This is a genomic window from Pseudomonas sp. GM48 (genome assembly GCF_000282335.1).
GTDB lineage: Bacteria > Pseudomonadota > Gammaproteobacteria > Pseudomonadales > Pseudomonadaceae > Aquipseudomonas.
In genome coordinates, this window is the sequence record NZ_AKJM01000123.1 from 23,615 (window position 1) to 42,992 (window position 19,378).

A 19,378-nucleotide genomic window follows, 5' to 3' on the forward strand; every position below is an offset into this window, starting at 1 on the left:
CCGGACCTATAAAACATCCTGAATGAAGAAACCTGCCAGATACCGCAATAGATGTGGTCGATTCTGGGAGATTCAAGCGTCGCGACGTTGATGCAGGTCAGACAAGTCTAGCGTTCAAGCCAGATCAGGGAGGCAAACCGACCAGTGCGAGGACTGCGGCGGTAAGAAAAGAAGCGTGGGTCGGTAACGGTGCAGAAACCGCCGCCATAGACAGCGGTGACACCGCGAGCCGCGAGACGCAGACGTGCCAGCATATAGATGTCGGCCATGAACTTGCCGGCGTTTTGACTCGGGACAAAAGCTTCCGACGCTTGTGGCAACTGCTGAACAAAGGTCTCACGCACTTCCGGGCCGACTTCAAAGGCTTGCGGGCCGATGGCCGGGCCGAGCCACACCAATACTTCAGCAGACGGAACGGCCAGACTGTCGAGCGTGGCTTCCAGCACACCCGCCGCCAACCCGCGCCAACCGGCATGGGCTGCCGCAACGCGAGTACCGGCGCGGTCGCAAAACAATGCCGGCAGGCAATCGGCGGTCATTGCCGCACAGGCGATGCCGGGGGTCGATGTCCAACTGGCGTCGGCGGTGATCACCAGGTTCGGGTCGGCATGGGCCACGACGATGCCGTGGACCTGCTGCAGCCAGGCCGGTTGAATCGAGAAATGATCGGTCAAACGACGGCGATTCTCGGCAACAGCTTCGGGGCTGTCGTCGACGTGATCGCCGAGGTTGAGGCTGTCGAACGGCGCCACACTGACGCCGCCCGCACGGGTGGTCACACAGGCTTTGACCCCGGCCGGCGCGGGCCAGTCAGGAATCAGCCAGTCACTCATCCGATGAACGCCTCGCGATCTTGCTTGAGCAGGGTCAGCAACCAGACAAAATCTTCCGGCAATGGCGATTCCCAGCTCATGCGCTTACCGGTCGTCGGGTGATCCAGCTCCAGGAACCGTGCATGCAAGGCCTGACGCGGGAAGTTTTTCAACGACTCGACCATGGTCGGGTTGGCGGCCGGCGGGATACGGAAACGACCACCGTAGGCAGGATCTCCGACCAACGGGTAGTTGATGTGCGCCATGTGCACACGAATCTGGTGCGTACGACCGGTTTCCAGCTTCACCCGCACATGGGTGTGGGAGCGGAAACGCTCGAGCACGCGGTAATGGCTGACGGCTTGCTTACCACCTTCCATCACGGCCATGCGCTGGCGTTGCTGGCCGTGACGACCGATCGGCGCATTGATCTTGCCGCCAGCGGTCACCACACCAATCACGATGCACTCGTAGATCCGGCTGACGCTGCGGCTCTGCAACTGTGTAACCAGCTGCGTCTGCGCTTGAATGGTCTTGGCCACCACCATCAGACCGGTGGTGTCCTTGTCCAGGCGATGCACGATACCGGCGCGGGGCACATTGATGATGTCCGGCACGTGGTGCAGCAACGCGTTGAGCAAGGTGCCGTCGGCGTGACCGGCAGCCGGGTGCACCACCAGGCCCGCAGGCTTGTTGATCACCAGGATGTCGTCGTCTTCGTAGACGATGTCCAGGGCAATGTCTTGAGCGACCCATTCGCCCTGAGCTTCCTGCTCGGCAGTCAGCTCAAGGATGGCGCCACCGTGAACGATGTCTCGCGGGCGGATAACCGCCCCATCCACAGTCAGGCGGCCGTCTTTGATCCAGGCGGAAAGGCGCGAGCGCGAGTGCTCAGCGAATAGTTGTGCGGCGACTTGATCGAGGCGTTGGCCGCCCAATTCGGACGGCACCTCTGCGCGAAGTTCAATTTTATCGGACATGCTCAGACTAGGCGTCGGCACAGCCTTTGGTTTCGGCTGCGCGCTTGTGGTTAAATACGGCGTCTTTTGCCCCGAGGCTATTCAACGGGGCGCTCATCATAACAGGACGGCCACGCCCAAGACAGCGGCCGTCATAGGGACGCAAGCCGCCATGCAAGTGAAACACCTGCTGCTGATCGCCATCCTCGCATTGACCGCTGCTTGCTCATCGAAGGAAGTCGTAGACGAAAACCTCAGTGAAGTCGAGCTGTACCAACAGGCTCAAAAAGACCTGGACAACAGTAGCTACACCAGTGCCATCGCCAAGCTGAAGGCTCTGGAATCGCGTTATCCGTTCGGTCGCTATGCCGACCAGGCGCAACTCGAACTCATCTACGCCAACTACAAGAACACCGAGCCAGAAGCGGCCAAGTCCGCTGCCGAGCGCTTCATTCGCCTGCACCCACAGCATCCGAACGTCGATTATGCCTACTACCTCAAGGGCCTGACTTCTTTCGACCAGGACGTCGGCCTGCTGTCGCGTTTCCTGCCGCTGGACATGACCAAGCGTGACCCGGGCGCCGCCCGCGACTCCTATAACGAGTTCGCCCAGCTGACCAGTCGCTTCCCGAACAGCCGCTACTCGCCCGACGCCAAGCAGCGCATGATTTATCTGCGCAACCTGCTGGCGGCCTACGAAATTCACGTAGCCGACTACTACCTGACCCGCCAGGCCTATGTCGCCGCCGCGAACCGCGGTCGTTACGTGGTGGAAAACTTCCAGGAAACCCCTTCGGTCGGCGACGGCCTGGCGGTGATGACCGAGTCCTACCAGCGCCTGCACCTGGACGAACTGGCGGCCACCAGCCTGGAAACCCTGAAGCTCAACTACCCGAACCACCCGACGCTGGTGGACGGTCAATTCGTACCGACCGTGGCCGAAGCCGACAACCGTTCGTGGCTGAGCAAGGCGACCCTGGGCCTGATCGAATCCCGTCCGCCGCTGCCACCGGGCGAAACCCGCGCCAACCAGGACGTACAGCGGCAGTTCCAGGACGCCAAGGACGCGATCCCGAGCGAGCTCAAGCCTAAAGATGGCAATGGCGACGCGATCGAAGAAGAAAATCATGAAGCGCAAGGCAACAACAGCGACCGTTCGTGGTTCAGCTACATGACCTTCGGCGTCTTCGACTGACCCCTCGGGTTGTGCAATCAGTTAGGCGAACCCAGACGCTACGCCTACCTTGTAGCAGCTGGCGTAGCCTGCGTCCGGCTGCGCAGCAGTCGTAAATCCGGCTTGCACGATCTCTCTGACGTACCGCGAACTCTGATTTTACGACTGCTGCGCAGCCGGACGCAGCCTTCGGCAGCTGCTACAGATTGCGTTGTGGTTTGACTGATCGGCATTAGACTTTCGAGTCTCCCTTTTTTATTTAAGCGATTTATTACACTGTGCGCCTGACAGGTCCTTGGCTAAACTGCCGGATCATCATTCGAATAGCAGCTCATCATGCTTCGTTTATTGTTCTGGATCGCCCTGATTGCCGCTGCAGTATGGTTCTGGCGCAAATTCAAGGGTCAGGCTTCCACCCCCAGGTCCCCCGACGAACGGGAAGCGGCGCCCATGGTCCGCTGCGCCCATTGCGGCGTTCACCTGCCCCGTGACCGTGCGCTGAGACTCGACCAACGGTGGTATTGCAGCCAGGCTCATCTCGAGCAAGACAAGGGCTCCAGTGGCCGCTGACATGTCACCCGAACTGGCGACTGATTGAGGACTATCGCGCGATCTGGCACCTGCGAAGTTATGGCGATTCAGTCTTGGTCCGTGGGAAATCAGTGCTCGCCATTAATCTTTCGTGAACATACGCCTCAAATTGTTCGGCTGGCAGTGGCGGGGAAAACAGGAAGCCCTGGTAGGTCTGGCAGCCATGCTTGACCAGAAAGATGCGCTGAGCTTCTGTCTCCACACCTTCTGCAATCACCGAAAGCCCCAATATCTGGCTCAGGCTCACAATCGCGCAGGCGATGGCGGCGTCGTTGGGATCAACCAGCACATCTCTGATGAAGGACTGGTCGATCTTGAGTTGATCCAGCGGAAGGCTCTTCAGGTATGACAGTGACGAGTAGCCGGTTCCGAAATCATCCAGCGAAAGGCCTATGCCGATCTCTTTCAACTCGATCATTTTGGCGACAGTACCTTCCATATCCTCTATCAGCAGGCCTTCGGTCAGTTCCAGCTTCAATTTCTTCGGATCGGCCCCCGTGTGTCTCAGTACTTGCAGTACCTCCTCGACGAAGTCCGGATGGTGAAACTGGCGGGCGCTGACATTCACAGCCATACCCAGTCGGGCGGTTTCCGAATGCTTTGCCCAGGCAACCAGCTGAGTGCAGGCTGCCTGCAGCGCCCAACGGCCTAACGGCAGAATCAACCCCGTTTCCTCTGCCAATGGAATGAATTCGCATGGAAACACGACTCCGCGCTCAGGATTCTGCCATCTCATCAGTGCCTCTGCGCCAATGATACGGCCCTCACTATTCACCTGCGGTTGGTAATGAAGAAGGAATTCGTTGTCCTGCAAGCCTTGGCGCAAGTCTACTTCCAGTCTGGCGCGTGCCGTGGCAACCGCCTGCATTTCCGGATCGAAGAAGCGCATGGTATTGCGGCCCGCCGCCTTGGCGCGATACATCGCCAGGTCAGCGCGCTTCATAATATCGTCCACTGTGCTCAGCTGCCCCTGGAACAGCGCAATGCCGAGGCTGGGGGTGCTGTGGTGCTCATATCCATCCAACTGGTAGGAAATGTTCAGAGATTTGAGAATCTTTTCGCCAATAGCCTTGGCCTGGATAGCTGCTTCTGGAGGATTCTCATTAAGGCCATCCAGCAGGACGACGAACTCGTCTCCGCCCAGGCGAGCCACGGTGTCGCTCTCGCGTATGCAGCCGCAAAGGCGCAGAGCAACTTGCTGCAGCAACATGTCGCCTCTGTCATGCCCCAGCGTGTCGTTCAGTGCCTTGAAGTTATCCAGGTCAATGAGAATTATCGCGTACGTATGCAGGCTACGGGAGCTGCCCGCCAGCAGATGCTGTAACCGGTCCAACATGAGCCGCCTGTTGGCCAGCCCGGTCAACTGATCGTAGAAGGCCAAACGCTGGACCTCTTGCTCAGCGGTCTTACGGTGGGTGATGTCAGTATTGATCGACAGAACGGATTGCGGCTGGCCATCATCGTCTCGCACCAGGGTTCGATGACTTTCGAGCGTGATGGTGCAGCCATCCCGGCGTCGAAGTGTAACTTCGTCCGCCCAGTCACCCGTTTCTATCAGGCTGTTAGTGGCCGCATTGAAAGCGGTGCTACCCTGGTAGATCAACTCCTGTGCCGATTTTCCGAGTGCCTCTTCCTTTGACAGACCGTAGAGACGCTCGGCACTTTTGTTCCAGTACAGGATGCGGTTATCCATCCCGTGAACGACAATGGCGTCCTGAGCCTTGTCCAGCAGCGATGCTTGCTGGCGGGCCTGCTTCTCGCTTTCGCGCAGCACTGCCAGATAACCTTCCCTTTCGGCTGCTTGCGACTCCATTTCGCGCCTGATCTTGCCCCCGTAGATAACGGCCGCACTGACCATCAGTAGCACGAACAGCATGATCGCGTATTCGACCCGGCGCAGTTCTTCGACCGACTCAAGCTCCTCCTCCAGGAGCTTGCTTTGAATCAGGCCAACGCGATCCCGCACGGTACTGAGTGAGGCGAGCAACAGGGAAAACTTCCTGTCCATCGTTGCCATGCGTTTGCCGGCATTATCCGACTGCCCCTCCCTGAAGTAGGAAAAGATCAGCAAGGCCTCGTTCACCATTTCGACCATCGCGGCATCAACTGCACCCACCTCATCCTTCAATGAAAGGGTAAAGGCTTGTATATCTGCACTGTGTTCAGCCTCATTGGCGATCCGTACCTCCAACTGTTTTTTGGCCATTGCCAAATGCTCGCTGAAGGCGCGCAAGGCTTCATTCATGTTCCGCGATTCGGCTTCAACATTATGTGTATCGAACACATTATTGCCCGGCGCATTGACTGCGGAAGCCAGGCTGCCCAGCGTTGAATAGCTCGACAGCTGTTGGACCCACGACTGGTTTGCCTTGATGGAGCGGTGATAGGTATCGACGATCAGGTGATTCAATAGCACGCTCAGCACAACAACCAGCACGTCGAATCCCGCAAGAAAAAAGTACATGCGGTGCCATTTGGTCGAGCGCGGCTTATTTGAACTGGTGGGTATGGCTTGCTTTGCGGCCCTTTTATTCCTGAAAAAATCCATTTCACAATCTCCAAACATAATCCTTCTAAATTGACCAATAGAAGCGGTATTCGGAAACCAATTAACCTTTTGTGCCGACACCTGAACCTGAGAACACACCGCACGTAGCATTAGCCAAATTTTTTCTCTGCTCTGGATTCACGCCGGTTTTCGTGAGCGAAGCTCCCGAGACAAGCAATAGCTACCGAAGCTATACGCCTTAAGTGTCACGCCAACCAACTATTCGACACTAAGCAATGCATTTGGCGATGCTAAATTTCATGGTGAAATTTTTTACTCTCGGAAGCAGTCTCTTAACATTTCGGCGATAAAACGAAATCACTTTCATTTGTTGCGTTTGACATCATCGTTTCAGGTAACGATTCTCCTCGCTCTCCATTGTAGAACTGAACGTCGGCCATCACTTTTTCCAGATGTTCTGTTCCTTTCAATTTCCTCAGCCTCGTTCTGCGCCTCTGGCGAGCGTGCAGACCTTGGCCAGCATGTCTGGGGTGAGCATATCCCCGTTTTCGCAGTGCCCAGCCGCACCGTAGCGAAAGTCGATTCGATCCTGAGTGATCCCAACAGATCCAGTCCAAACCCTGCGCCTGCAGGTGCAGGATTTGCTCCATGTCTTCCCGAGTGTCGTTGCGGATTTGCGCCCCTGAACTGGATGCTTCACGCAGAATAGTCGGGTGACATAGGGCACGTTGCGGGTCATTTCCGCGCAGCCTGCCGGACTGCCTGATCAGTTTCGACAGCAGATCAAGCATAGCCAGTAATTTGACATTATTCTGTTCGCCGACTGCTCCAGGTCGGTAGCAGCCCTTGATGGTCGGCAGCTTTCGCTGTGGATTCAACCGGTCGATGTTGCCATGGGATTGCAATGGGGCAGATTGGCAGTCACTCACTCGTTCCACGCGTAAAAAAACACGTGAAAAAAGTCAGATTAGATAAGTGACTGATTTATGGAAGATAAAACAAATATAACTGTCAACAAGGCTCCGTAAAACATGTACCCAAGGAACTCAAAGGCGTCGATCGACGTCTGACGCAGATTATTCAAGACCACACTCTGCAAATGAACCGGGTAATCAAAAACGTCCTGCAGCTGCGGCGCCGCGAGCAAATGTCGCCGCCACGGCTCGACCTGAAACCACTGGAAATACTCGATAACGAAGCCCCAGCCCCCTATATCAGGGGCCTGGGGCTTTATCCGTCCGGCCAGCCGGGCGAAAGCACTCTGTCCCGCCTAGACTTCAAGGCACGCCAGGAAAGCGGCTGCTTTTGCGTTACCTTTGCTCACGGACGGACCCCACGTTGAACACGAGACCACGACAAAAAGTCTTGATCGTCGATGACGAACCGGACATTCGCGAACTCCTGGAAATCACCCTGGGAAGGATGAAACTGGAGACGTTCAACGCCCGCAACGTCGGCGAAGCGCAATCCCTGCTAAATCGCGAAACCTTCGATCTATGCCTGACAGACATGCAGTTGTCGGACGGTACCGGCCTGGAGTTGGTGCAGCACATCCAGCAACGTCACCCTCGGGTCCAAGTGGCGATGATCACCGCCTATGCCAGCCTTGAAACCGCGATCAATGTGCTCAAGGCCGGGGCATTCGACTTCCTGACCAAACCGGTGGACCTTACGCGCCTGCGCGAACTGGTCACCAGTGCCCTGCTTCCGGCTTCCAGCGTCGCCCTCGAGCGCCGCTTGCTGGGCGATTCACTGCCCATGCGCAATCTGCGCAAGCACATCGCCAAACTGGCCCGCAGCCAGGCGCCGGTGTACATCAGTGGCGAATCCGGTAGCGGCAAGGAGTTGGTTGCGCGGCTGATCCACGATCAAGGCCCCCGCGCCAGCCAGCCATTCATACCGATCAACTGCGGTGCGATTCCTTCCGAACTGATGGAGAGCGAGTTTTTCGGCCATCGCAAAGGCAGTTTCAGCGGCGCCATCGAGGACAAGCCCGGCCTGTTCCAGGCGGCCCATGGTGGCACCCTGTTCCTGGACGAAGTGGCTGATTTGCCGCTGGCGATGCAGGTCAAGTTGCTGCGCGCCATTCAGGAAAAAGCCGTGCGCAGCGTCGGCGGGCAACAGGAAGTGCTGGTCGATGTGCGCATTCTCTGCGCCACGCACAAGGACCTTGACGCCGAAGTCGCCGCCGAACGCTTCCGCCAGGACCTGTACTACCGCTTGAACGTGATCGAGTTGCGGGTCCCGCCCTTGCGCGAGCGCCGCGACGACATCGAAACACTGGCCAGCCACATGCTCAAGCGCTTGGTCGCCGGCACTGACCAACCCGCGGCAATACTCCATCCGCAAGCCCTTGATGCATTGAAAAGCTACCGTTTCCCGGGCAACGTGCGGGAACTGGAAAACATGCTCGAACGGGCGCACACGTTGTGCGAGAACAACCAGATCGAGGCCGGCGACTTGCGTCTGGCTGAAGGCAACTGTGGAGTTGAGGGTGGCGTACCGGACCTGACACAGATCGACAATCTGGAAACCTACCTGGAAAACGTCGAACGCCAGCTGCTGCTCCAGGCCCTGGAAGAAACCCGCTGGAACCGCACGGCGGCGGCTCAGCGGTTGAATCTTTCATTCAGGTCGATGCGTTATCGACTGAAGAAACTGGGGCTGGATTGAAAGCTCAAATCCGCCCGGCCGGTGCATACGGTGCCGGATCAATGATCGGCGCCCGGCCCAGCATCACATCGGCAAACAACTGGCACGATGCGGGCGCCAGCACCAACCCGTTACGGTAGTGCCCGCAGTTGAGCCACAGCCCTTCAAACCCTGGCACCCGACCGATGTAAGGAATGCCTTCGGGCGAACCCGGACGTAATCCGGCCCAATGACCGACCACTTCGGCCTCGGCCAGTGCCGGAATCAATTCCACTGCAGAGGCCTTGAGGCTCTCCAGCGCCGACCCGGTTGGCGTCTTGTCATAGCCTTCATGCTCCAGCGTGCTGCCGATCAGGATGTGCCCATCGCGCCGGGGTATCGCGTATCGGCCTTTGGCCAGAACCATGCTCGGCAAAAAATCTGCCGCGCACTTGTAGAGAATCATCTGGCCTTTCACCGGTTCAACCGGCAGCGTCAGATCCAGGAGCTTGAGCAAGTCACCGCTCCAGGCGCCCGCCGTCAGGACAACTTGATCGCCCAGGACAGTACCTGTGGAGGTCTGCACGCCGACCACTTTGTCGCCGTCACGAACAAACCCGCTGACTTCACACTGCTCATGGATTGTCACGTTCGGCAGCGCCAGCAACGCAGCCTTGAGTGACTTCACCAGTCGCGGATTACGCACATTGGCAACATCAGCCATGTAGATCGCCCGGGAAAAACCGCTGCCCAGCACCGGCACGGCGTCGTGTACTGCGCAAATATCCACCGCGCCAAGCGGACGATTTTCTCGGGCAGCCCACGCCAGCGCTTCGGCTTCATCGTCCAGGTCCAGCCAGTACAGACCTGTGGTGTGCACTTCAGGATCAATACCGGTAGCGGCAAACAGCCGCTCACCCAATTGTGGATAAAAATCCTGGGACCAGTGAGCCAACGCGGTGACTGCCGGGCTGTAGCGCCACGGGTAAAGCGGCGAAACGATGCCCCCGCCGGCCCAGGACGATTCCTGGCCGACGCTCGAGCGATCCAGCAGCACAACGCGTTGCACTTCTGACGCGAGATTGAAGGCCGTCAGCAAACCAATCACACCGCCGCCGACAATCACCACTTGCTGTTGCCTGGTCATGTTCTGATCCAACCGTTAAATAGACAGGGGGGTGCAAAAGGCACCCGAAAAGAAATTCAGCGCCCCCAGCAGTCTTTGCTGGTCAGGCCGGTTTTTGCGTTGACCATACCGAGGACACCGGTGTTGGTGATGGTCAGATCACCGCACTTGTCAGTGGCCATGCTCGTGCCAGCCTTACGCACAGCCATCAGCAGAAAGGTCTGGTCAGCCAGGGTCGGTGTGATGGTGTAGTAATCATTGCCGGCACTGAGGCCCGTCGCATCGGTGTAGGCATTTTTCTGCGAGTAGAAGCGTTCCAGGAGCTGCGCCTGCTCCGAGAGCAGGCCGGCCACTTCTGCGCGGCGCCCCTTGTTCAGGTACTCGGTGAAGCTCGGGGCGGCAAAGGTCATGACAAGCCCGATGATCGCAATCACGATCATGATTTCGATCAGGGTAAAACCGCGGTTGGAACTACGCATGCCTCAACTCTCACTTACTGTATTTGTCGCCACATGATGCGACGGCTGCCGCCGGATTTTTCCATCCCCGGCGTATCGTCGCCAGTGGAATCGTTCACAACCCCGCCATTGTCGCTGGCATCCTGGGTCGAATGCTCTCCGATAAAGACCACGCCATCGGATAGCGCGTCCATGTTGTCGACCACGCCATCGTCGTTGCTGTCGAGCATCTTAACGCCGATCGTAGCGGGCAGCTTCAGGCAGACGGCCTTCAACCCCTGATTGCTGTGGTAGAAACCGTACCAATTGCCATTTGCCAGACAGGTTGGCCGGTTCAGCGCCGGCGAATCCGATGGCGTGGTGCCGTGCGCCAACACTGGCAGGTTAAGCGCGACTACGACCCCAAACAGTCGTGACCACAATCTGACCGGTCGCTCAGAACTTCGCATAGATGCTCTCCACCACGCTGCGCGAATGGCCTGCGATGCCTACCGCCGTTACCCGATACAACGTCGCCGGGGTATTGATGGGCACATTCACCGCATTTCGACTGACACCGATGTTCTGCACGCCATAAAAGCCATTGCCCGATGCAATCCAGGTCACTCCGGAAGTGGCGCTGAAGCCGGCAGCAGTAATCGTCGAAGACTCGGACGGTGGTGCACATTGAACGATGCCGCTGCAAACCGGCAGCGCATAACTGTCCCGTTGCACTGCACTCTCCCCCACCCGCAATGCCGCTTCAGCGCCTTGAAACGACTGGTTGCGCAAGGCGACGCTACCGGCCATTTTTTCCTGCAGGGTGGCGCTCTGCATCGATGAAAGACCAATCAGTGTCAGCAGGAGCAAGAACACCAGACTGACCAGCAGTGCCATGCCGCGTTGGGTGTAATACTTCATGGCAGAACAATCCATTGGCACCCTCTCATGGCAAGCGATTGCGCAGAGCGGCCACGACGTTGAAGGTTTGATCGCTCACCCGGTGGTTCGGATCGAAGAGGGTCAGACTCAGGCGAACGCTACGAATCAGCGCGGGGTCCGGCGGGTTGCTGCTGTAGCGGGAAGCAGCCAGATCAGTGGCCGTGCTGGCCAGGCCAAAGCTCACGTCAAAAGCACCTACGTTGTTCACCAATACCTGCGATGGTGCGTCCCCGCCCTTCATAAACAGTTGGTTTTTGCTGAAGCTGTAAATCAGCCGCCGTATCGGAAATGCCAATTGCCCTGCCACTGGAGTCGGACCGTCGCTGTAAGCCGTCGAATTGTCTAGACAGTCGGAAAGCACGGTCCAGTCCGGCTTGCCACCATTGCCGCCGAAATCCGCCGTAACCAGAGTCAACTTGCGACTGCCATTGTCCCAACGGATCGGCGTTAGCTGGCTGGCATGGAAATCACCTTTCTTACTTGAATCAGTGATCGTTTCCAGGCAACCGAACATCCCGACCATGCGGACCTCCTGAATCATTTTGCTCAACACGAAGCGTGCGTCCTCCTGCATGTTCGCGGCAGCATTCTGGCTGAGATAAGTGTTCTTGGCCGCGATGAAAACCTGTACCACGCCCAGCACCACAATCAGGCCCAATGCCAGGGCGATCAGCATCTCGACCAGGCCAAAGCCTTTGCTGCAACGGCTCAAGGAGTCACCACCGGGTCGACGGCAGCGCGGCTGCTCAGGATGAAACTGCGCCGCGAGTCGGCAACATTCGCAGCCCGTGAGTCGTCCCAGGTAATCGTGATGGTGTACACCTGCTGATTGACGGCGACACTGCCCGTCGCGGTGGTGCCGAGTGAGCTGACTATATTGGATTTGAAGTCAAACAGGTCCTGATCCCGGGTAACGCCTGGATTGCCCGAAGCCTGCGGCGCAATGGTGTAGTCCGCAACGGCGTTGGCGCGAATGCGGTCCAGCATGTCGTAGGCGATAAAACTGGCCTGACTGGTCATGCGCGCGCTGTCCGTGTACTTCAGCGCATTGAGCTGGAACGCCGCCGCCCCCAGCAGACCCACTCCCAGAATGACTAACGCCACCAGGACTTCGACCAGCGTCATGCCCTCCTGCGTGCGGTTGCTCCATGCCTTCATCCGCAACTCCCACCCAATAGAATTCGTCCGTTCAAACACACTGTCAGCATCCTGCTTTGCGCTCCCCGTCCATAGCTGATCACCACCTCTGAAGACGATGATGACAACCCGCCCATACTGTTGAAATCGATGGCAGTCACGCCTGAGGTTAGCGCCAGAGTTGCGCCGCTGCTCATCGCCGGAACAACCCGTAATACTTTGGCCAAAGCGTCAGTACCGTCGTAAACCGTCAGCTCCCCACTCCAGACATCCCCACCGGCTGTCGGGCGCACCCGTGTTGTATTGCCCCGCTCAATGGCTTCGAGCCGGGCAAAATTCAGGGTTCGTTGCAGGTCAACGATTTCGGTATCGGCCCTGGTTGTTTGCGTCGAGCGGGTAAACGCCGGGACAGCCAGAGTCAGCAGAATCAGCAGGATCGCGATCGCGACCAGCAACTCGATCAGCGTGAAACCTTTTGTACGATGATCCATCGGGGCCTTCTGTTTTCTTCGGCTATACCTGCTTTTACGCGGCACAACATTCACGCGATGCGGTGCGTTTGCGTTGCCATTTATCGCGCAGGGATTGCGCGAGCCACAGCACGCCACGGAGGGGGATGTCATGCGGCAACAAGGCTTCAGCCTGATCGAACTGCTCATGGGACTGGCAATTACAGGAATTGTTCTGCATCTGGTCACTCCGGCGTTCGCAACGCTGATCGAGTCGAACCAAAGGGAGCAGGCGGCGCAGGCTCTTTTCAGTGGAATTCGCACCGCCCGAACCGAAGCCATCGTCCGTAACCAGGCCGTGGTGATTCACGCCATCGATGGCGACTGGAGCCAGGGCTGGCGGATCATTCTGGATATCAGCGGCAAGGGCGATAAGGACAGTAACAATCTACTGTTGGCCGAACGTCGGAGCGGCACACGAGTGCCGATTGCGGGGAACGGTCCGATCGATCGTTTCGTACGATTCAGTGGCCAGGGCGAGCCACTGTTTGCCAACGGTCAATGGCAAGGAGGGACATTACACATTTGTGCAGTCCGCGAACCGGTGAGCAAACACCAAGTGGTACTGGCACCGACCGGCCGCGTCAGCCTGCGCAGCGATGAGGCTGAGCAGGCGTTATGCGAAGAAAGGAAAAAACTCAGAGCAATGAACGAACGCGCAGCTCTTTAGGCATCGAGAACGTGATGTTCTCCTCGCGACCGGCCAGTTCATCGGCACCGGTGGCACCCCAGGCCTGCAACTGCTGGATCACGCCGCGCACCAGGACTTCCGGGGCGGATGCGCCAGCGGTGATGCCGATACGCTCGACACCGTCGAACCAGCTCTTTTGCAGGTCTTCGGCACCGTCGATCAGGTAGGCCGGAGTGGACATGCGTTCTGCCAATTCGCGCAAGCGATTGGAGTTGGAGCTGTTCGGGCTGCCGACCACCAGCACCACGTCGCACTCGTCGGCCAGTTGCTTGACCGCGTCCTGACGGTTTTGCGTGGCGTAGCAAATGTCGTCCTTGCGCGGTCCGCCGATGGCCGGGAAGCGTGAACGCAGGGCGTCGATGACGCGGCTGGTATCGTCCATCGAGAGTGTGGTCTGGGTCACGAACGCGAGTTTTTCAGGGTTTTTCACCTGCAACGCCGCGACATCTTTCTCGTCTTCGACCAGGTAGATCGCGCCGCCATTGCTGCCGTCGTACTGGCCCATGGTGCCTTCGACTTCCGGGTGACCGGCGTGGCCGATGAGAATGCACTCACGGCCGTCACGGCTGTAACGCGCCACTTCGATGTGGACTTTGGTCACCAGCGGGCATGTGGCGTCGAACACTTTCAGCCCACGGCCAGCCGCTTCGCTACGCACGGCTTGGGAAACGCCGTGAGCACTGAAGATCACGATGACGTCGTCCGGCACCTGATCCAGCTCTTCGACGAAGACCGCGCCACGGGAGCGCAGGTCTTCGACCACGAACTTGTTGTGGACCACTTCGTGGCGCACGTAGATCGGCGGCCCGAAGACTTCCAGGGCGCGGTTGACGATTTCGATCGCCCGGTCCACACCGGCACAGAAGCCACGGGGGTTGGCGAGTTTGATTTGCATGCTGTGCCTCGTGTCTTGCGCGCGAAAAATGGTAATGCCCTGCTGTTCATCGAACACAGTGTTCAAGAACAGCGAGGGTTTAATGTGGGAGCGGGCTTGCTCGCGAAAGCGGTGTGTCAGACGACATCAATGTTGAATGTCAGTCAGCATTCGCGAGCAAGCCCGCTCCCACATTTTTACAGTGCTTTGACGGAAATGATTTCCACGTCAAAGGTCAGCGTCTTGCCTGCCAGCGGGTGGTTGAAGTCGATGGTCACTTGCGCGTCGTCGAACTCTTTAACCACGCCCGGCAATTCAGTATTGGCCGCATCGTTGAAGATCACCAGCAAACCTGGCGACAGTTCCATGTCCTGGAACTGCGAGCGCGGGATGATCTGCACGTTTTGCGGGTTGGGCTGGCCGAAGGCGTTTTCCGGCTCGATGCTCAGCGTCCGCTTGTCACCGGCCTTGAAACCGAACAGGGCCGCTTCGAAACCTGGCAACAGGTTGCCATCACCGACCTTGAAGGTCGCCGGGGCCTTGTCGAAGGTGCTGTCCACCGTGTCGCCGTTCTCCAGGCGCAATGCGAAATGCAAGGTGACTTCCGTGTTCTGGCCGATGCGTTGCTCAGCCAATACCTGTTCAGTCATGAACGGTTTCTCCGGTCTTTTTACTTTTGAACATATCCAGTGCCAGCATCACCGCACCAACGGTAATTGCGCTGTCGGCAAAGTTGAACGCCGGGAAATACCAGCGGTTCTGCCAATGCACCAGGATGAAATCGATCACATGGCCCAGGGCAATGCGGTCATACAGATTGCCCAGCGCGCCACCAAGCACCAGGGCCAGCGCGACCGCCAGCCAGGTTTCGTTGCGCCCCAGACGCTTGAGCCACACTACCAGCACCGCACTGACCACAACCGCAATCAGCGCGAACAGCCAGCGCTGCCAGCCGGAGCTGTCAGCCAGGAAGCTGAAGGCCGCGCCAGTGTTGTAGGCCAGGGTCCAGCTGAAGTAATCGGGGATGATTACGATCTGCTGGTACATCTGGAGCTTGCCTTCGAAGTAGAACTTGCTGGCCTGGTCGATGACCAGGACCAACAAGCTCAACCAGAGCCAGCTCAGCCGTCCGAAACGGCCAACGGCATTAGGCATAGTGACGAACCTCGCCAGCGCCGCTGATGTTGTCGACGCAACGACCGCAGATTTCCGGATGCTCCGGGTTCACGCCGACGTCTTCACGGCAGTGCCAGCAACGGGCGCACTTGACGTGGCTCGACTTGACGATTTTCAGCTTCAGGCCGCTGACTTCGGTGACCACGGCATCGGCCGGTGCCTGCGCCAATGGCGCGACACTGGCGGTCGAAGTGATCAGCACGAAACGCAGTTCGTTGCTCAGCTTGGCCAGGTCGGCGGTCAGCGCGTCTTCGGCGAACAGCGTCACTTCGGCTTGCAGGTTGCCACCGACAGCCTTGGCTGCACGCTGGATTTCCATCTCTTTGTTGACCGCAACCTTCACTTCCATGATGCGGTCCCAGTAGGCGCGACCCAGCTCGAAACCTTCCGGCAGTTCGCTCAGGCCCTCGTACCAGGTATTGAGCATGACGGACTCGTTACGCTCGCCCGGCAGGTACTGCCACAGTTCGTCGGCGGTGAACGCCAGGATCGGCGCGATCCAGCGCACCAGCGCTTCGGAGATGTGGAACAGCGCGGTCTGGCAGGAACGGCGGGCCTTGCTGTCGGCACCGGTGGTGTACTGGCGATCCTTGATGATGTCGAGGTAGAAACCACCCAGCTCCTGCACGCAGAAGTTGTGGATCTTCGAGTACACGTTCCAGAAGCGGTATTCGCCGTAGTGCTCTTGCAGTTCACGCTGCAGCAGCAGGGTGCGATCCACGGCCCAACGGTCCAGCGCCAGCATTTCTTCAGCCGGCAGCAGGTCGGTGGCCGGGTTGAAGCCGGTCAGGTTGGAAAGCAGGAAGCGTGCGGTGTTACGGATACGCCGATAGGCATCCGCACTGCGTTGCAGGATCTGCTCGGAAACCGCCATTTCACCCGAGTAATCGGTAGAGGCAACCCACAGACGCATGATGTCGGCGCCCAGGGTGTCGTTGACTTTCTGGGGCGCAATCACGTTGCCCAAAGACTTGGACATCTTGCGGCCGGACTCGTCGACAGTGAAGCCGTGGGTCAGCAGTTCGCGATACGGTGCGTGGTTGTCGATGGCGCAACCGGTCAGCAGCGACGAGTGGAACCAGCCACGGTGTTGGTCCGAGCCTTCCAGGTACAGGTCGGCGCGCGGGCCGGTTTCGTGGCCCATCGGGTGCGAACCGCGCAGGACGTGCCAGTGCGTTGTGCCCGAGTCGAACCAGACGTCCAGGGTGTCGCTGATCTTGTCGTACTGCGGCGCTTCATCACCCAGCAGTTCGGCGGCGTCCAGCTTGAACCAGGCCTCGATGCCTTCGACTTCGACGCGCTTGGCAACTTCTTCCATCAGTTCGACGGTGCGCGGGTGCAGTTCGCCGCTTTCCTTGTTCAGGAAGAACGGGATCGGCACACCCCAGTTGCGCTGACGGGAAATGCACCAGTCCGGACGGTTGGCGATCATCGAGTGCAGGCGCGCCTGGCCCCAGGCCGGAACGAACCGGGTGTCTTCGATGGCTTTGAGCGAGCGCTGGCGCAGGGTGTCGCCGGTGGTCGGCTGCTTGTCCATGCCGATGAACCACTGCGCGGTGGCGCGGTAGATCAGCGGGGTCTTGTGGCGCCAGCAGTGCATGTAGCTGTGTTCGATGATGGTGGTGTGCAGCAGCGCACCGACTTCGGTCAGCTTGTCGACGATGGCCGGGTTGGCCTTCCAGATGAACTGGCCGCCGAAGAACTCCAGCGACGGCACGTAAACGCCGTTGCTCTGGACCGGGTTGAGGATATCGTCGTTGACCATGCCGTACTTCTTGCAGGTCACGAAGTCGTCCACGCCGTAGGCTGGCGAGGAGTGAACCACGCCGGTGCCGGCGCCCAGTTCAACGTAGTCGGCCAGGTAAACCGGGGACAGACGGTCGTAGAACGGGTGACGGAAGTTGATCAGTTCCAGCGCGGAACCGGCGGCGGTAGCGATGACCGAGCCTTCCAGCGAGTAGCGCGCCAGGCACGATTCGACCAGTTCTTCAGCCAGGACCAGCAACTTGTCGCCGACGTCGACCAGGGCGTAGTTGAATTCCGGATGGACGTTCAGCGCCTGGTTGGCCGGGATGGTCCACGGGGTGGTGGTCCAGATCACGATCGAAGCCGGTTTGCCCAGGGTTGGCAGACCGAAGGCGGCAGCCAGTTTGGCTTCGTCGGCAATCGGGAAGGCCACGTCGATGGTCGAGGATTTCTTGTTTTCGTACTCGACTTCCGCTTCGGCCAGGGCCGAACCGCAATCGAAGCACCAGTTCACAGGCTTCAAGCCCTTGAACACGAAACCGCCCTTGACGATTTCGGCGAGGGCACGGATTTCACCGGCCTCGTTCTTGAAATCCATGGTCTTGTACGGGTTGGCGAAGTCGCCCAGCACGCCCAGGCGGATGAACTCGGACTTCTGGCCTTCGATCTGCTCGGTGGCGTAGGCCCGGCACAGTTCGCGGGTTTTGTCCGCGCCCAGGTTCTTGCCGTGGGTCACTTCGACTTTGTGCTCGATCGGCAGGCCGTGGCAGTCCCAGCCCGGAACATAAGGCGCGTCGAACCCCGACAGGGTCTTCGAGCGGATGATCATGTCCTTGAGAATCTTGTTCAGCGCATGACCGATGTGAATCGAACCGTTGGCGTAGGGAGGGCCGTCGTGCAGGACGAACTTCGGACGATCCTTGCCAATCTCGCGCAACTTTCCGTACAGGCCAATACTGTCCCAGCGCTGCAGGATCTGCGGTTCGCGCTGTGGCAGGCCGGCCTTCATTGGGAAGGCGGTGTCCGGAAGGTTTAGCGTGGCTTTATAGTCGGTCATTTAAGGCTCTTCATTAGCGATGGGCGCTAGGTGCGGCTAGTGCACGGGCGGCGGCGACATCCGCGTTGATCGCCGTTTTCAGCGCCTCCAGAGAGGCGAAACGCTGCTCTTCACGCAGCTTGTGGTGGAAAACCACCGTTAAACGCCGGTCATACAGATCGCCGGCAAAATCCAAAAGATGTATTTCGAGGTGGGCCTTGCCATCACCTTGTACCGTTGGCCGCACGCCGATGTTGGCGACGCCTGGCCAGGTCTTGCCGTCGATGTCGACGTTGACCAGGAAAACCCCGGAAAGCGGAACGCGACGGCGCTTGAGTTGTATGTTGGCCGTGGGCGTACCCAACTGGCGAGCCAGCTTCTGGCCGTGCAGCACCCGCCCGGTAATCTGGAACGGCCGACCTAGCAGTCGCTCGGCCAAGGCAAAATCAGCTGCGGCCAGGGCATTGCGGACCTGAGTGCTGCTGACGCGAATACCGTCCAGCTCAACGGTTTGCGCCGCCTCGACGGTAAAGCCCTGAACGATGCCGGCCTGTTGCAGGAAATCGAAATCTCCCGCGCGGTCACAGCCGAAACGGAAGTCATCCCCGACCTCCAGGTGCTGGACGCCAAGGCCATCCACCAGAATGGTGTCAACGAACTCGCTGGCGCTGAGCTTGCTCAGGCGCTGGTTGAACGCCAGGCACAGAACCCGGTCGACACCTTCTGTCGCCAGCAGCTGCAGCTTGTCCCGCAGACGGGCCAGGCGGGCCGGTGCAGTCTCTGGAGCGAAGAACTCCCGCGGTTGCGGCTCGAAAATCACCACGCAACTGGGCACGCCCAACTCAAGCGCACGTTCACGCAGCCGCGCCAGGATAGCCTGGTGGCCACGGTGTACACCGTCAAAGTTGCCAATAGTGGCGACACAGCCCCGATGCTGGGGGCGCAGATTGTGGAGGCCTCGAACCAGCTGCATAACGCGCTTCTTGCTCATAAAGTGGTCGATTATAACCACACCCGGCGGCCGACGA

The 19,378-nt window shown here is 58.8% G+C and carries 20 protein-coding genes and 1 pseudogene; 5 read left to right on the forward strand and 16 right to left on the reverse strand.

What is annotated here, in order from left to right; all coding sequences use genetic code 11:
- Positions 1-107: 107 nt before the first annotated feature.
- A complete protein-coding gene (gene pgeF, locus PMI28_RS06130) occupies positions 108-833 on the reverse strand; it encodes a peptidoglycan editing factor PgeF (protein WP_007990412.1) in 726 nt (241 codons plus the stop codon).
- On the reverse strand, positions 830-1,792 hold the full coding sequence (gene rluD, locus PMI28_RS06125; protein WP_007990414.1) for a 23S rRNA pseudouridine(1911/1915/1917) synthase RluD: 963 nt from the start codon (positions 1,790-1,792) through the stop codon (positions 830-832). The genes pgeF and rluD overlap by 4 nt, the downstream gene beginning before the upstream one ends.
- A gap of 151 nt (positions 1,793-1,943) precedes the next feature.
- Between rluD and PMI28_RS06120 the strand changes: the two genes are divergently transcribed.
- Both PMI28_RS06120 and PMI28_RS29940 read left to right on the forward strand, forming a co-directional pair.
- Complete coding sequence (locus tag PMI28_RS06120) at positions 1,944-2,966, forward strand: outer membrane protein assembly factor BamD (protein WP_007990416.1); 1,023 nt, start codon at positions 1,944-1,946, stop codon at positions 2,964-2,966.
- 315 nt (positions 2,967-3,281) lie between these two features.
- Positions 3,282-3,515 (forward strand): PP0621 family protein, encoded by a 234-nt coding sequence (locus tag PMI28_RS29940; RefSeq protein WP_007990417.1) that lies wholly within the window; start codon positions 3,282-3,284, stop codon positions 3,513-3,515.
- A 58-nt stretch (positions 3,516-3,573) separates the two neighbouring features.
- On the opposite strand, the gene PMI28_RS06115 is transcribed toward PMI28_RS29940, so the two are convergent.
- Both PMI28_RS06115 and PMI28_RS30585 read right to left on the reverse strand, forming a co-directional pair.
- A complete protein-coding gene (locus PMI28_RS06115) occupies positions 3,574-6,084 on the reverse strand; it encodes a putative bifunctional diguanylate cyclase/phosphodiesterase (RefSeq protein WP_007990419.1) in 2,511 nt (836 codons plus the stop codon).
- A gap of 293 nt (positions 6,085-6,377) precedes the next feature.
- Positions 6,378-6,974 carry a hypothetical protein gene (locus PMI28_RS30585; RefSeq protein ID WP_157395785.1) on the reverse strand — a complete coding sequence of 199 codons (597 nt, stop codon included), beginning with the start codon at positions 6,972-6,974 and terminating at the stop codon, positions 6,378-6,380.
- A 110-nt stretch (positions 6,975-7,084) separates the two neighbouring features.
- Between PMI28_RS30585 and PMI28_RS31220 the strand changes: the two are divergent.
- Positions 7,085-7,387 (forward strand): annotated as a pseudogene (locus PMI28_RS31220) (hypothetical protein); the annotation flags it as partial.
- On the forward strand, positions 7,384-8,718 hold the full coding sequence (locus PMI28_RS06110; protein WP_007990423.1) for a sigma-54-dependent transcriptional regulator: 1,335 nt from the start codon (positions 7,384-7,386) through the stop codon (positions 8,716-8,718). The pseudogene PMI28_RS31220 and the gene PMI28_RS06110, both read left to right, overlap by 4 nt.
- Before the next feature lie 4 nt (positions 8,719-8,722).
- Here the strand turns inward: PMI28_RS06110 and thiO are convergent, their stop codons facing one another.
- Genes thiO through PMI28_RS06075 form a run of 7 tightly spaced genes read right to left on the reverse strand, consistent with a single transcriptional unit; the run spans position 8,723 to position 12,809 of the window.
- A complete protein-coding gene (thiO, locus tag PMI28_RS06105) occupies positions 8,723-9,823 on the reverse strand; it encodes a glycine oxidase ThiO (RefSeq protein WP_007990425.1) in 1,101 nt (366 codons plus the stop codon).
- 56 nt (positions 9,824-9,879) lie between these two features.
- Positions 9,880-10,281: a type IV pilin protein gene (locus tag PMI28_RS06100; protein ID WP_007990427.1), complete on the reverse strand. Its 402-nt coding sequence runs from the start codon at positions 10,279-10,281 to the stop codon at positions 9,880-9,882.
- A gap of 14 nt (positions 10,282-10,295) precedes the next feature.
- On the reverse strand, positions 10,296-10,709 hold the full coding sequence (locus PMI28_RS06095; protein ID WP_007990428.1) for a hypothetical protein: 414 nt from the start codon (positions 10,707-10,709) through the stop codon (positions 10,296-10,298).
- Entirely contained in the window at positions 10,696-11,160 is a 465-nt protein-coding gene (locus tag PMI28_RS06090; RefSeq protein WP_443200735.1) for a pilus assembly PilX family protein, read from the reverse strand. The genes PMI28_RS06095 and PMI28_RS06090 overlap by 14 nt, the downstream gene beginning before the upstream one ends.
- Positions 11,161-11,185: 25 nt before the next feature.
- Positions 11,186-11,893, reverse strand: a complete 708-nt coding sequence (locus tag PMI28_RS06085; protein WP_007990431.1) for a PilW family protein — start codon at positions 11,891-11,893, stop codon at positions 11,186-11,188.
- Positions 11,890-12,339 (reverse strand): type IV pilus modification protein PilV, encoded by a 450-nt coding sequence (gene pilV, locus PMI28_RS06080; RefSeq protein ID WP_007990433.1) that lies wholly within the window; start codon positions 12,337-12,339, stop codon positions 11,890-11,892. Before pilV ends, PMI28_RS06085 begins: the two co-directional genes overlap by 4 nt.
- Positions 12,336-12,809 (reverse strand): GspH/FimT family pseudopilin, encoded by a 474-nt coding sequence (locus PMI28_RS06075; RefSeq protein ID WP_007990435.1) that lies wholly within the window; start codon positions 12,807-12,809, stop codon positions 12,336-12,338. The genes pilV and PMI28_RS06075 overlap by 4 nt, the downstream gene beginning before the upstream one ends.
- A 130-nt stretch (positions 12,810-12,939) precedes the next feature.
- Here PMI28_RS06075 and PMI28_RS06070 point away from each other — a divergent pair, with 130 nt between their 5' ends.
- Positions 12,940-13,497, forward strand: coding sequence for a GspH/FimT family pseudopilin (locus tag PMI28_RS06070; RefSeq protein ID WP_007990437.1), 558 nt, complete (start codon positions 12,940-12,942; stop codon positions 13,495-13,497).
- On the opposite strand, the gene ispH is transcribed toward PMI28_RS06070, so the two are convergent.
- The 5 genes from ispH to ribF all read right to left on the reverse strand — a co-directional run bounded on the left by ispH (position 13,466) and on the right by ribF (position 19,323).
- Entirely contained in the window at positions 13,466-14,413 is a 948-nt protein-coding gene (gene ispH / locus PMI28_RS06065) for a 4-hydroxy-3-methylbut-2-enyl diphosphate reductase (RefSeq protein WP_007990439.1), read from the reverse strand. The genes PMI28_RS06070 and ispH overlap by 32 nt on opposite strands.
- Positions 14,414-14,589: 176 nt before the next feature.
- A complete protein-coding gene (fkpB, locus tag PMI28_RS06060) occupies positions 14,590-15,027 on the reverse strand; it encodes an FKBP-type peptidyl-prolyl cis-trans isomerase (protein WP_172435403.1) in 438 nt (145 codons plus the stop codon).
- 7 nt (positions 15,028-15,034) lie between these two features.
- The gene (gene lspA / locus PMI28_RS06055) at positions 15,035-15,547 is read right to left on the reverse strand and encodes a signal peptidase II (protein ID WP_007970932.1); all 513 of its coding nucleotides are present in this window, start codon (positions 15,545-15,547) and stop codon (positions 15,035-15,037) included.
- Positions 15,540-18,371: an isoleucine--tRNA ligase gene (gene ileS / locus PMI28_RS06050; protein WP_007990445.1), complete on the reverse strand. Its 2,832-nt coding sequence runs from the start codon at positions 18,369-18,371 to the stop codon at positions 15,540-15,542. The genes lspA and ileS overlap by 8 nt, the downstream gene beginning before the upstream one ends.
- A gap of 13 nt (positions 18,372-18,384) precedes the next feature.
- Complete coding sequence (gene ribF, locus PMI28_RS06045) at positions 18,385-19,323, reverse strand: bifunctional riboflavin kinase/FAD synthetase (RefSeq protein WP_007990446.1); 939 nt, start codon at positions 19,321-19,323, stop codon at positions 18,385-18,387.
- Positions 19,324-19,378: the final 55 nt, after the last annotated feature.